This window comes from Candidatus Pantoea multigeneris, from assembly GCF_011752615.1.
Classification (GTDB): domain Bacteria; phylum Pseudomonadota; class Gammaproteobacteria; order Enterobacterales; family Enterobacteriaceae; genus Pantoea; species Pantoea multigeneris.
The window spans coordinates 47,979-60,815 of sequence record NZ_VWXF01000014.1 but is presented as its reverse complement, the minus strand read 5'-3'; the positions used below and the strand labels follow the sequence as shown (position 1 = coordinate 60,815).

Below are 12,837 nucleotides of genomic sequence, written 5' to 3'. Positions count from 1 at the left end.
CAACATCGTTCCCATTTTGAGAATCAAACATGAACCATACTTCACTCGAAATTTTTTGCGTGGTGGCTGGGGAGCTGAGTATTACCCGTGCGGCCAGGCTACTGGGACGCGTTCAGTCCAACATCACCACCCGCATTCAGCAACTGGAAGAAGAGTTAGGCGTGGCACTGTTTGTACGAGAAAGCAAACAACTGCGGCTTTCTGCGGAAGGGAAACAGTTTTTGCAGTATGCCAAAAAGCTGCTGGCGTTAGCCGAAGAGGCGCGTCAGTCATTGCACCCGCAGCATCCGGCGGGCACTTTGCGCCTCGGGTCGATGGAATGTACTGCGGCTAGCCGCCTGGCCGGGCCGCTGGTGGCATTCAGTAAGGCTTTTCCCGACGTGCAGCTCACCCTGACCACCCAACCCACCCAACAGTCTCTGGCGGCAGTGGTTAACGCGGAGCTGGATTGTGCGCTGGTGGCCCTGCCCCGTGCCGCTGATGGCACGCCAGTGTGCCCACCTGAACTGAGTGCGCTGCCGTTGTTTGATGAAGCTTTACTGCTGTTACTGCCGGTGAGCTTACAGGGGATAAATGATTACAGCGAGCTGCAGGGCGTCACGCTGGCAACCTTCCGTGCCGGGTGCAGTTACCGGGCGCTGGCGGAGCAGTATTTGCCTGCCCCGCTGTCGATGCAGGAAGTCAGTTCTTATCACACCATGCTGGCCTGCGTGGCGGGAGGCAACGCGGTCTGCCTGTTACCCGCCAGCGTATTAGCGTTGATGCAGCCCCCACAATCGCTGCACAGCCTGCCAGTGTGTAACGCCATCACCTGGCTGGTATGGCGTAATGGCTACAGTTCGCCCGCTTTCAATCAGCTGCGCCATCTGCTGAGCGAGGCAGCAAAGTCAGCAGCGCGGCAATAAACAGGGCCGCTGCGGCGCTAAACAGCGAAGAAGCAAATGAACCAGACAGGCTATATAACGCGCCTGCGAGCAGCGGGCCGATAATCTGCCCGATGCCATACAGTGCCGTCATCGCGGCAATCATATTGAAATTCACCACATGCGCCAGTCGACGTGCGGCTGAGAGGGCGATAGTCACCGTCCCCATAAAGGTGAAGCCCACCAACAGCGCGCTGGCAAGACACATCAGCAGGGACTGGCTGAATGCCGGTAAACTGACGCCCACCGCCTGCACCAGCAGGTTGGTGGTAAAAGCGGGACGGTAGCTAAAGCGTGCCACCAGGCGGTGCCAGATAAAACAGGAGGGCACGGCTGCCAGGCCGAATACCGCCCAGATCTGAATCGGATCAACCCCTTTCAGTGAGCCACTCAAAAACAGCGGCAGGTAAGTCGCAGTAATGATGTAGCCGAACCCTGCCAGCCCGTAAATCGCCAGCAGACGGTAGGCCTCACGCGAGTTTTCACCTTCACTGCGGTGCTGCGTACCCTGCTGCACAGTGGTCGTCAGTAAATCCGCCGGGCTGCTAAAGAGCCGGAACACCAGCGCCAGCAGTACCAGCGCACTCAACGCACACACGCCCCACAGGGTATAGCTGGAGAGCGTTAACGCTTTACCCAGTGAGATAAGCTCTGCCGAAATAAAAATGCCGGCCCCTACCCCAGAAAACAGCAGCGGTGCGCCTTGCATATGTTTCATGTGCTGGAGCAGCCATTGCGAACCGGCTACCAGCGTGAAGGCGCTAAATACCCCGGCCAGGCCGCGAATCGTAATGATCCAACCCGCCGATGAAACCACGGCCAGTAATCCCATTGCGGCAATGGTGCCGAGCAGTGCCAGGCGGCAAAACAGGCTGGCACGCTGTGGCTGGAGCTTAGCCAGCAGCAGTGCCCCCGCGAGATAGCCCGCATAGTTGGCGGACGCAGCAAGGTTGGCCTGATGCAGTGTCAGCACCCCTTCACTCAACATGCGTGGAAGAATGCCGGTATAGGCAAAGCGGCCATAGCCCATGCCAATAATCAGCACGACGCAGCCTGCCAACGCTAGCAGCAGGCCGTGGTGCTCGGGTTTAAAACGGTGGGCGGATAACATGTCTGCTCCTGGTGGGAAGAACGATCAATCGTTTAATCTCAAAAAAAGAATGATGACAACTAAGTAATCTTTTATTGAGATATTATCGATTCGTGTACAGGCCGACAAGCGCAAGTTTATGTTACTTTGAGCCACTTCTCTGCGAAGAGAACCGTATTATGCCAGGAGAAGTTGCTGCCACAGCGCCTGTAAACGCGGGTTGATTTCCGCGTGATCCAGCAGCTGTTGTGCTGATGCCTCCGGGAGCACCAGCGGAAGATCCAGCGAAGCACGTGGACTGCATGCCTCAAGGACGTTGCCTCCCATCAAACCCAGCGTGGTGGTCAGTTGCTGCTGGGCCGCCACCGCCCGCACCGAGACGTTAGGAAAGGCAATGGGTTTATCGGTCAGCTCCCCGCTCCCAACAATCCAGTCGAGAGCATTCTTCATCACGCCGCTGACGCCCAGCGCATATTCGGGGGAGGCCAACAACACAAGATCTGCCCGCGCTAACGCAGCACGCCATGCACTCACTGCCCTGTTGTCACACCCGTCACGATCCGGGTTGAACAGCGGCAGATCGGCCAGATCCGGGTAGATCTGATAGTTGACCGACGCAGGAGCCAGAAGCTCCATCGCACGTAAAAAGCGAAGATTCAGCGACTCCGTACGTAAACTCCCGCAGACCGCCAGCACATTTTTCCTGTTGCTCATGGTGATGCTCCTTATCGTTGAAAAGCCAAAGCAACACCAGCTTACCGGTCTGGGGCACAGATCTGGCTAACTAATCCGTTATATTTTTTGATTACCCCGGCGACACCTCACCAAACACCCGCTGTAGCGAAGCCTCTTCCAGCGCCTGATATAAGCTGAATTCATCCGTGACCTGGCAGCCCAAAGCCGCTTCAAACGCCGCTTTATTCGGGCTACCCTGGCTCACGCCGCTGCGTTCACTCCCAAGATTAGACTGGAAGATCCCTGCGGCACTGACCGGTAAGAAGTCTTCGTAGATGATGGGGGTTGCCGTGATAACCCCAGCGGCCAGCAGCGCTTCCAGATGCTGGCGGGAACCCTGTGCGGCGGGCAGTGATTGTCCTGCGGCCAGCGCATAGCGGAAATAGCCGAGCTTTTGCTGACGTAGCGTAGTTTCATCGTCCGGGAACTGCGTGAAGGCAGCGGCATCATTCTGTTGTAGCAGGCGATCGTATAGCGCGCGGCCTGCTGGCGTCAGCGCCATACCACGCTGTTCGATTTCCCCGAAGCGGGCCGTATGTTTGCCTTCTGCATGGTCGCTAAACACAATCTGCTCGCTCAGCGCCTTAAAGCTGGTTTGTCGCAGCAGGATCGGCACCTGACGGCGCGGCGGTCCCTCAATGCTCTCTTTTGGCGTGATCTGGTACTCCGGCATCGCCGCCTGCACCGCATCGATGTTTAGCGTGCGCGGCGTAAGGTGGTTAATGTGTGGGCCTTTGAAGCACACCACGTCAGCCACGAGCCGATGCTGTTCTGACAAGGCATTGTAGGTGGCAAAGTCGACCTGAGCTTCCCGATGCCAACGGAAGGTTTCCAACGCTTCACGCACAAATTCATCGGCTTCTGCATCGTCCAGGCCACCTTGCTGCTGGCTATGTACGATCAGTTCGCGCGCGCGTGGCGTGAAGATATCGCGCTGGTTCAGGATAGACTCTGCCCGCTGGCGCAACTGGTCGTCAGCAATCAGCTCTAAGCGGAGCAGCGAAGTAAAGACGCGGAACGGGTTGAAGCGCAGTGAAGCTTCATCGGTGGCGCGGAAGGCGGTGGAGTGTACCGGCACTCCGGCAGCAGAGAGATCGTAATAACTGACCGGCTGCATCCCCATCACCGCAAACAACTGGCGCATAGTAGAGAGCTCCTGCGCAGTCCCGAGGCGGATGGCACCGTGGCGCTCAACGTTAAGGCGGTTAAGTTCTTCCTCACGTTCATCGGCGCTGAAGGTCGCGGGATATTGCTGCAAATACGCGCCGTTAACGCGCTGTACAATTTGCAGCAGCGTGCCATATTGCGGCACCTCGCGCTGGTACATCTGCGACATCGCTTTAGAAAAACGATCGCGAATCACATCCGGGGAAATAAAGCGCTGCATCTCTCTCTCCTTAAACCTGTAGGGTATAAAACGCCTGTGCAGTGACTGGCGCAAAATAGCGATCTGGCGACCACCCCGCGGTGTGCACGTTGATGAATAGCGTAGCAAGATGTGGGAGGTCGGTAGCGCGAGAGGTGTCACGAATAGGGTGTTTCCCTATGAATTTCTTACACATCGCGCCGGTTATCCCGCATGGAAACAAAAAAGGGACAGGTCACTCAAACGAAAAAAAGCCGGGTATCCATTCTTTTTTTTCCTGTCATCAGGGCGCTGGACTGGCGACACGTGACTGAATCCAGTCGATAAAGCCCGTCACTTTCGCTGCGTGGCGCGCATTTTCAGGCACGGCGATGTAGTAAGCATTTTCAGGCGAAACCATACTGTGCGACCACGGGATAACTAACTTTCCTTCCCGCAACTCCTCTTCCACAAACATGCGCGGCACCAGCGCAACCCCACAACCGACCTTCGCCGCCTGAATCGACATTAAAAAGGTTTCAAAACGTGGGCCGTGATAGCTGTGTTCAGTATGAAGGCCCTGCGCTTCATACCAGTCATGCCAGGCTTCGGGCCGGGTAGCACTCTGCAATAACACCAGGTGCGTCAGCTCCAGAGAAGAGTTTAAAGGATGGGGCGGTAAAATGGCCGGAGAACATACGGGCACCACTTCTTCATCCAGCAATTTAATACAGCAAGCTTTGGGCCAGTTTGCCCGGCCATAATAAAAAGCGATGTCGATGTTCTCTTCATCAAAATCAAAAATATCGATCCGACTCGAAATATTTAAATAAACATTGGGGTGTTTAAAACGGAAACCATTCAGGCGAGGCATAAGCCAGTGGACGCCAAAGGTGGGCAGCGCATTGACATTGAGTACCTCATTACGGCTACCGTAGGAGAGCATATAACGGGTCGACATTTCGACCTGCGTTAATACTTTTCTCACTTCTGTGAGATAGATCGAGCCCTCCTGCGTCATCTGCAATCTTTTACGCACGCGTTGAAACAAGCTGGTCGCCAGAATAACTTCCAGTTGGCCGACCTGTTTACTCACCGCACTCTGGGTAATGTTTAACTCTTCCGCCGCTTTAGTGAAACTTAAATGTCGGGCAGAAGCTTCAAAACACTGCATTGAAATCAACGAGGGCATATAGCGACGATTCATATCACCTTCACAACTTTACGGAATGAATTAAATCAAAAATGTCGTTTGTTCCAACTTGCCAGCGCCGTCAATACTGGCTCAGGGAAAGTTTTTGTCAACTAAATAATAGGTGATGGAATGATTAAGGATCTGATGATGCGCCTCGGCGTTGAAGAAAATACCTGGCTGGGCGGGGATTACGCAGTCACTTCGCCAATTGATGGCAGTGTAATAGGCAAGATTAAATTTCATTCTGCCGAGGAAGTGGATCAACGCATTGCAAAAGCGCAAGACGCCTTTTTACTCTGGCGTCAGATCCCGGCACCACGACGTGGTGAACTGGTGCGACTCTATGCCGAACAACTGCGTCGTCACAAGGAAGAACTGGGCGCGTTAATCACCTGGGAGTGCGGAAAAATCTTGCAGGAAGGACTGGGTGAAGTACAGGAGATGATAGACATTTGCGATCTGGCGGTAGGCCAGTCACGCCAGCTGTATGGCCTGACCATCGCCTCAGAGCGCCCTGGTCACCATATGCGCGAAAGCTGGCACCCGCTGGGCGTCATCGGCATTATTACGGCGTTTAACTTCCCGGTCGCGCCGTGGGCGTGGAATGCCGCACTGGCGCTGGTATGCGGTAACAGTTTGCTGTGGAAACCCTCGGAAAAAACGCCACTTTGCGCATTAGCCGCGCAGGCACTGTTAGACAAAGCGATTGCACAGTTTGGGCCAGAAGCCCCAGACGGGCTAAGCCAGGTCATTCTTGGGGCGCGCACGGAAGGCGAGCAACTCACTAATGATCGCCGCATCCCTTTGATCAGCGCCACGGGCAGCACGCGCATGGGGCTTGAGATTGGGCCGCAGGTTGCAGCACGCTTTGGTCGTAGCATCCTTGAGTTGGGCGGGAACAACGCAATGATCGTCTCTGAACAGGCCGATCTCGATATGGCGTTACGCGCCATTGTTTTTTCTGCCGTCGGCACCAGCGGCCAGCGCTGCACCAGCCTGCGCCGTTTGATTGTACAGCGCTCGGTCATGGCAGATTTACTGCCACGCCTTAAACAAGCTTACAGCAATGTCAGTATCGGAAATCCGCTCAATGGCTCGCTGCTCGGGCCACTGATTGATGCTGATGCCTGGCGCGCCATGCAGCAAGCCTTACAGCAGGCAAAAGCAGCCGGAGCCCGTATCTCCGGCGGCGAACGCGTTTTAGAGAACAAATATAGCGCGGGTTATTACGTCTCCCCGGCGATTGTGGAAGTGGATCGCCAGCATGATTTTGTCCGCCGCGAGACATTCGCCCCCATCCTCTATGTGCTGCCTTATGACACGCTGGATGAGGCGATAGCGCTGAATAATGATGTGCCACAAGGACTCTCCTCCTGCATCTTCACCACCGATGTCCGTGAAGCTGAACGCTTTATTTCGGCTACCGGCAGTGACTGTGGCATTGCCAATATTAATATCGGCCCCAGTGGAGCAGAAATTGGCGGGGCGTTTGGTGGCGAAAAAGAGACGGGCGGCGGGCGTGAATCTGGCTCGGATGTCTGGAAAAGCTATATGCGTCGCCAGACCAATACCGTCAACTATTCCCGAGAGTTACCGCTGGCTCAGGGGATTAAATTTAACTGAATCTAACGTGAAAGCTGCCGTCTCATCGGCAGCGTTTTCTATCACTATTTCCTATGGTACTGCTGCTTTTTTTCTTCGCTTTCCGGCCGCAAAAATAGATTAACCCATCATATTTAATGCAGTTCCTTCTCGGGAGTTTGTATGGAACAGAGGTGTTTATGGGAAAGTACATCGCCTGAATCAGCGCTGACCTTTCCGGTTGTATCTTCAACGGTAGAAAGTGATGTCGTGGTGATTGGCGGGGGCATTACGGGTTTATCCACTGCTCTGCACCTTGCTGAACGTAATATCTCGGTCACCCTGCTGGAAGCGGGTGAGATTGCACAGGGCGGATCCGGGCGTAATGTCGGTCTGGTTAATGCGGGGGCGTGGATCCCGCCGGATGATATTCGTGAGGTGCTCGGCAACGAGAACGGCGAACGGGTAACCCGCATGATGGGCGAGGCGCCAGCCCTGGTCTTTTCTCTGATCGACCGTCATGGTATTCGCTGTGATGCCACACGCAGTGGCACCTTACACCTGGCGCACAACGCCACGGGGGTGAAAGATCTGACCCGCCGTTATCAGCAGTTGAGTAGCCGCGGCGCACCCGTTGAGTTGCTGAATCAGTCTCAGGCACAGCAACTGGTGGGCAGTGCCAGCGTCCCCGCTGCGCTGCTGGACAAACGGGCGGGTACGCTCAATCCCACCGCTTACACTCGCGGGCTGGCTCGGGCCGCCACCACCGCGGGCGCACGTATTTTCACGCAAAGTGGTGTCACTGGCTTGAGCCGCAACGGGTCTGGCTGGCGAGTACAGACAGCCCAGGGCGAGGTTAAAGCTGACCGCGTAGTCTTAGCGACCAATGCCTATACCGAGGATGACTGGAACTGTATTAAAGCCCACTTTTTTAAAGCCTACTATTTTCAGGTGGCGTCAGAACCGCTTAGCCAGAACGATGCGCAGATCATTTTCCCTGAACGCCAGGGATCCTGGGACACCAAAACGGTGCTGAGCAGTATTCGTAAGGATGTGCATGACCGGTTGCTGTTCGGCACGATGGGCTCCGCTTCCCGTAAACCGCTCGCCTGGGTTCGCGGCTGGGTCAATAGCCAACTACGCTTCTATTTTCCGTTCCTGCGTAACGTGAAGTGGGAATGCAACTGGACCGGCACCATTGGCTTTACCCCAACCCACACCTTTCGCATTTTTGAACCCCTGCCGGGCATGTTAGCGGTGAGTGGTTACAATGGCCGGGGTGTCACCACGGGAACGGCAGTGGGGAAAGGCTTTGCACACTATCTGGCCACTGGCAGTCAAGATTGCCTGCCGCTGCCGCTGTTGCAGTATTCGCCGGTAAGTAATACGACGTTACGCTCTGCGGTGTTTGAAAATGGTTTTACCCTGTATCACTCGGGGCAGATTTTGCGGGTATTTGCCTGATCATTCTTATGCCCGTGCGGCGGTAAACACCGCACGGGAAACGGTTTATTTCGTTGTCTGATACGCCGGTTTACGGAGATGGCTCTGCGCGGCCCCCACCAGATCAGCCTTGCGCCCACGGGTGGTATACAGCCCACATCCCAGCATAATTAGCGTGACTGCGGCCGTCATTAGCGTCTCATAACGATACTGCTCAGACACGAACATATAGCCCAATACCGCCACAATCACCGCAATCGTTGCCAGCGTCAGCCACGGGAACAGCCACATGCGAAACTCCGGCTCAATGCCCTGCCGCTGTAAGGCGAAACGCATACGCAGTTGGGAAATCGCCACCACCAGATAAACGATCAGCGCGATTGCGCCCGTGGTAGAGAGCAGGAAGTCGAACACTTTGCCGGGGAACGCGTAGTTGGCGAAGCAACCGACAAATCCGGCCAGCGTAGAGCTCAGCACAGCGATGCGTGGTACGTTTCCTTTAGAGACACGGCACATTCTGGCTGGCGCATCACCACGCGTTCCAAGGGAGTAAAGCATACGTGAAGCCGTATAAAGCCCCGAGTTCATGCAGCTACAGACCGCGACAAAGACCACGATATCCACCATCAATTTCGCGCCCGGAATATTCAGCTGAGAGAGCGCATACTGGAAGGTGCCCTGAGTCTTCAGACCCGCATCATTCCAGCCTACCAGTGAGACAACGAGGAAAATCGAGAGGATATAGAACAACGCGATACGGTAGACCACCAGCCCATTTGAACGCCGAATCTGCTCTGCTGGATTATCTGACTCCGCTGCGGCAATGGTGACAATCTCCGCGCCGAAGAAGGAGAAAATGGTTATCAACACACCAGAGAGTACCGCACCGAAGCCATGTGGCATAAAGCCGCCATGATCCCAAAGGCGCGAAACACCACTGATACTGGACGTGGGTAAATGGCCAGTTACCGCCACAATACCAATCACAATAAAGGCAATAATTGCCGCAACTTTTACAATAGAGAACCAGAACTCAAATTCACCAAAGCTTTTCACATTAAACAGATTGGTGATGGTTAACAACACCATAATGGCGACGGTAAATAGCCATGCTGGAATTTCAGGCACGTAGGCGTTCAGGATATTAGCGCCCGCAATGGCTTCTACTGGAATAATAAGTACCCAGAACCACCAATATAACCAGCCGATGGTGAATCCGGCCCAGGGACCAATGGCTTTGGTCGCATAAGTTGAAAATGATCCCGAGTCCGGATGTAATACCGCCATCTCACCCAGCATACGCATTATCACTAATACCATTAATCCGGTAATAGCATAAGAAATGAGTATGGCTGGCCCCGCCATCGCAATGGCACTGGAAGAACCAACAAACAGCCCTGCACCGATAATTCCTGCAATAGAAATCATTGCAACTTGCCTGCTGGATAAACCATTCCCGAGGGATGAAGCATTATTATCTGTCTGATTCATAGGAGTTCCTGCGTGGTTGTGATGATGTCTGGCTTTCTCTGGCAATACAGGTAACAGGTGAGAATAATAATTATCGCCATAATGTCGGAGAGAAAGAAATCATCAAGTTGGTTTGCAATAATATTTTCTTATCTTCCTGATAATTATTTATATTTATCCTTGAGCGTTATTGAGTATCTGTAAGAGTAAATAAACTTCCAAACGACAATTGGGAATGAGTTGATTCTTTTTTTTCCTGACTTTTTGCTGTTCTCCAGAGGAGATTATTCCCCTGTCCGGTTGTCAAACCGGCCACAATCCTTTCATCAACACTGTGTACCCGTTCACACCCCTGGCGTTTCCTCCGGGTCAAATGAGTGATACATTCGCACCCCTTAGACCGAGGAGATCGTATGACGGATTTTGCCACCCTGGCGCAGTCACTGCAGGCACAAGCAGAAAGTGAAAAACAACAACGACAAACCGCAGATAAACATCTGATTGAGCAAGTGGTTGCCATTTATGGTCAAAAAGCCGTGGCAGAGCTGCTGCGTCAGGTGGATGAACGCGAATGGAGCAGAGAGTCGCTTAACCGCTGGATTAACGGCAAATGTGCCACCAAAGCGCTGACCTCATCTGAAGTGCGCCTGTTAGAGCAGATGCTGCCACAGCCTCCTGCACATCATCCTGATTATGCTTTCCGTTTTGTCGACCTGTTCGCCGGGATCGGCGGTATTCGCCGTGGTTTTGATGCCATTGGCGGCCAGTGTGTCTTCACCAGCGAGTGGAATAAAGAGGCGGTGCGCACCTATAAAGCTAACTGGTATCACGACCCGGAACAGCACCAGTTCAACACCGATATCCGCCAGGTGACGCTTAGCGACCAGGCGGACGTGAGTGAACAGCAGGCTTATCAACACATCAATAGCCAGATTCCCGATCACGATGTATTGCTGGCGGGCTTCCCGTGCCAGCCTTTTAGCCTGGCGGGTGTGAGTAAAAAAAATGCGCTGGGGCGCGCACATGGTTTTGAGTGTGAAGCCCAGGGCACACTGTTCTTTGACGTTGCCCGTATCATTACCGCTAAGCGTCCGGCCATTTTTGTGCTGGAGAACGTGAAGAACCTTAAGAGCCACGACAAAGGCAACACCTTCCGCATCATCATGGAAACCCTCGACGAGTTGGGTTACGAAGTGGCCGACGCCGACGCCGGTAAAGACGATCCGCGCATTGTTGATGGCCGTCATTTCCTGCCACAGCACCGCGAGCGTATCGTGCTGGTCGGCTTCCGTCGTGACCTGAATCTGCATGAAGGCTTTAGCCTGCGCGATGTCCAGCAGCATTATCCTGCGCAGCGCCCCGCTTTTGGCGACCTGCTGGATGCAGAAGTCGATCCCCGCTATATCCTGAGCGAAAAGCTGTGGGACTATCTCTACCGTTATGCAAAAAAACATGCGGCGCGCGGCAATGGCTTCGGTTTCGGTCTGGTGAACCCGCAGGATGCCAACACGGTGACACGCACCCTGTCGGCGCGTTACCACAAAGATGGTTCGGAAATTCTGGTGGATCGCGGCTGGGATCGCGCTGTAGGGGAAGAGAACTTCCAGGATGCAGCCAATCAGCTGAACCGTCCGCGCCGCCTGACGCCGCGCGAATGTGCACGACTGATGGGCTTTGAACAACCCGGCCAGAAACAGTTCCGCATTCCGGTATCGGATACGCAGGCCTATCGCCAGTTTGGTAATTCGGTGGTGGTTCCGGTGTTTGCTGCTGTCGCCCGCTTGCTGCAACCGCGCATTTTACAGGCCGTTGCGGCGCGGAAAAAAAGCTAATCTGAGCCGCGCATAATCAGTGCTGTAATCGGCATTTAATGCGATCGCGCTGCCACGACATAATTCATTCAACCACGGTTCCTACCCGGAGAATGAACTATGTCTGGCAGTGCGCAATCCCCTGTGGCGATCTCCCATATCGCCTTTCTTACCCCTGGCAACTACCCCGATCACCACCCACTGAGCGGCCTCGAAGAGACGTTACAGCTTTTTACCTATGGTGAAGAGCTAGGCTACAACGGAGCATGGGTGCGCCAGCGCCATCTTGAACATGGCGTCTCTTCTGCCAGCACTTTTCTTGCGGCGGCCACCCAGCGCACCCGCAAAATTGAGCTGGGCACCGCCGTGATCCAGATGGGTCTGGAGAGTCCCTTCCGGCTGGCAGAGGATTTGCTGACGGTGGATGTGCTCTCGTCCGGCCGACTCAACGTAGGCCTGAGCGCCGGGAAACCCAATCATGTGGAGCTGGTGGGCCATTCCGTCTTTCACGGTGAGTGGGAACAGCAGGATTTCTCTTACGATCGCGTGCTGGAACTGCGTGAAAACCTCAGCGGTCGCTACTTCGGGGATGAGGAGACCTATATTGTCTCTCCCGGCAATCGCCAGCGCCCGCGTGTACAGCCGCCTTCACCGGACCTGACTAACCGCCTGTGGTACGGCGGCGGCTCGTTACGCTCGGTGCAATGGGCGGCGGAAAACCAGTTTAACCTGCTGATTGGCAACCTGACCTCCGGGGAAGATACCGATGACTATTATCAGGCTCAACTGACGCAGCTAGCGCGTTTTCAGGCGCATCTGCCTGCGGGAGCGACGCGTAAGCCGCGCATTGCAGCAGGCCGCGTGATTATCCCGACCGACAGCGCCTCTGCGACCACTCGCCAGCGCTACCGGGATTTTGCCGCCAGCCGTTATGAACGCACGCTGACGCCACAAGGGCCAAGGCGCACCCTGTTCTCGCGCGATATTGTCGGCAGTAGTGAAGAGATACTGGCGCGCCTGCTGCAAGATCCCGTTCTGCGCCAGGTTGATGAGCTTCGGCTGGAACTGCCTTATGAATTTACCGTCAGTGAGTATCGCCAGATCCTCACTGATTTTATTACCCGCATTGCACCTGGCTTAGGCTGGAAGCCTTAAACCTGCCCTTAACACCACTCCGTTGGGTGGTGTTACCCTTCCCAATTCCGCCAGCCAGACAGTCAACTAAAACGTGACAGTGATTGCCA

10 protein-coding genes are annotated in these 12,837 nt (G+C 54.7%); 5 read left to right on the top strand and 5 right to left on the bottom strand.

All coding sequences use genetic code 11. The annotated features are described in order from the left end of the window. Nucleotides 1-29: 29 nt before the first annotated feature. Nucleotides 30-905: a LysR substrate-binding domain-containing protein gene (locus F3J40_RS22500; RefSeq protein ID WP_167018215.1), complete on the top strand. Its 876-nt coding sequence runs from the start codon at nt 30-32 to the stop codon at nt 903-905. Here F3J40_RS22500 and F3J40_RS22495 read toward each other — a convergent pair. The 4 genes from F3J40_RS22495 to F3J40_RS22480 all read right to left on the bottom strand — a co-directional run bounded on the left by F3J40_RS22495 (nt 850) and on the right by F3J40_RS22480 (nt 5,300). Further along, nucleotides 850-2,034, bottom strand: coding sequence for a YbfB/YjiJ family MFS transporter (locus F3J40_RS22495; protein WP_167018213.1), 1,185 nt, complete (start codon nt 2,032-2,034; stop codon nt 850-852). The two genes, F3J40_RS22500 and F3J40_RS22495, sit on opposite strands and share 56 nt — an antisense overlap. 156 nt (nt 2,035-2,190) lie before the next feature. After that, on the bottom strand, nt 2,191-2,727 hold the full coding sequence (locus F3J40_RS22490; RefSeq protein WP_167018211.1) for an NADPH-dependent FMN reductase: 537 nt from the start codon (nt 2,725-2,727) through the stop codon (nt 2,191-2,193). Nucleotides 2,728-2,818: 91 nt separating this feature from the next. Beyond that, nucleotides 2,819-4,135, bottom strand: a complete 1,317-nt coding sequence (gene hglS / locus F3J40_RS22485; protein WP_167018209.1) for a 2-oxoadipate dioxygenase/decarboxylase HglS — start codon at nt 4,133-4,135, stop codon at nt 2,819-2,821. 262 nt (nt 4,136-4,397) lie between these two features. Continuing rightward, nucleotides 4,398-5,300: a LysR substrate-binding domain-containing protein gene (locus F3J40_RS22480; RefSeq protein WP_017349873.1), complete on the bottom strand. Its 903-nt coding sequence runs from the start codon at nt 5,298-5,300 to the stop codon at nt 4,398-4,400. 117 nt (nt 5,301-5,417) lie between these two features. On the opposite strand from F3J40_RS22480, the gene amaB reads away from it, so the two are divergent. Together amaB and amaA are read left to right on the top strand one after the other, a co-directional pair. Next, nucleotides 5,418-6,911, top strand: coding sequence for an L-piperidine-6-carboxylate dehydrogenase (amaB, locus tag F3J40_RS22475; RefSeq protein WP_167018207.1), 1,494 nt, complete (start codon nt 5,418-5,420; stop codon nt 6,909-6,911). Nucleotides 6,912-7,052: 141 nt separating this feature from the next. Beyond that, nucleotides 7,053-8,333, top strand: coding sequence for an L-pipecolate oxidase (amaA, locus tag F3J40_RS22470; RefSeq protein WP_167018205.1), 1,281 nt, complete (start codon nt 7,053-7,055; stop codon nt 8,331-8,333). Between the two features lie 45 nt (nt 8,334-8,378). On the opposite strand, the gene F3J40_RS22465 is transcribed toward amaA, so the two are convergent. Further along, entirely contained in the window at nt 8,379-9,803 is a 1,425-nt protein-coding gene (locus F3J40_RS22465) for an amino acid permease (protein ID WP_167018203.1), read from the bottom strand. A gap of 392 nt (nt 9,804-10,195) precedes the next feature. On the opposite strand from F3J40_RS22465, the gene F3J40_RS22460 reads away from it, so the two are divergent. Beyond that, nucleotides 10,196-11,614 (top strand): DNA cytosine methyltransferase, encoded by a 1,419-nt coding sequence (locus tag F3J40_RS22460; RefSeq protein ID WP_167018201.1) that lies wholly within the window; start codon nt 10,196-10,198, stop codon nt 11,612-11,614. Between the two features lie 99 nt (nt 11,615-11,713). Beyond that, complete coding sequence (locus F3J40_RS22455; protein WP_167018199.1) at nt 11,714-12,748, top strand: LLM class flavin-dependent oxidoreductase; 1,035 nt, start codon at nt 11,714-11,716, stop codon at nt 12,746-12,748. Nucleotides 12,749-12,837: the final 89 nt, after the last annotated feature.

Coding starts and splice junctions, on each gene's coding strand:
- F3J40_RS22500 (WP_167018215.1), top strand. CDS start 30: ATGAACCATACTTCACTCGAAATTTTTTGCGTGGTGGCTGGGGAGCTG.
- F3J40_RS22495 (WP_167018213.1), bottom strand. CDS start 2,034: ATGTTATCCGCCCACCGTTTTAAACCCGAGCACCACGGCCTGCTGCTA.
- F3J40_RS22490 (WP_167018211.1), bottom strand. CDS start 2,727: ATGAGCAACAGGAAAAATGTGCTGGCGGTCTGCGGGAGTTTACGTACG.
- hglS (WP_167018209.1), bottom strand. CDS start 4,135: ATGCAGCGCTTTATTTCCCCGGATGTGATTCGCGATCGTTTTTCTAAA.
- F3J40_RS22480 (WP_017349873.1), bottom strand. CDS start 5,300: ATGAATCGTCGCTATATGCCCTCGTTGATTTCAATGCAGTGTTTTGAA.
- amaB (WP_167018207.1), top strand. CDS start 5,418: ATGATTAAGGATCTGATGATGCGCCTCGGCGTTGAAGAAAATACCTGG.
- amaA (WP_167018205.1), top strand. CDS start 7,053: ATGGAACAGAGGTGTTTATGGGAAAGTACATCGCCTGAATCAGCGCTG.
- F3J40_RS22465 (WP_167018203.1), bottom strand. CDS start 9,803: ATGAATCAGACAGATAATAATGCTTCATCCCTCGGGAATGGTTTATCC.
- F3J40_RS22460 (WP_167018201.1), top strand. CDS start 10,196: ATGACGGATTTTGCCACCCTGGCGCAGTCACTGCAGGCACAAGCAGAA.
- F3J40_RS22455 (WP_167018199.1), top strand. CDS start 11,714: ATGTCTGGCAGTGCGCAATCCCCTGTGGCGATCTCCCATATCGCCTTT.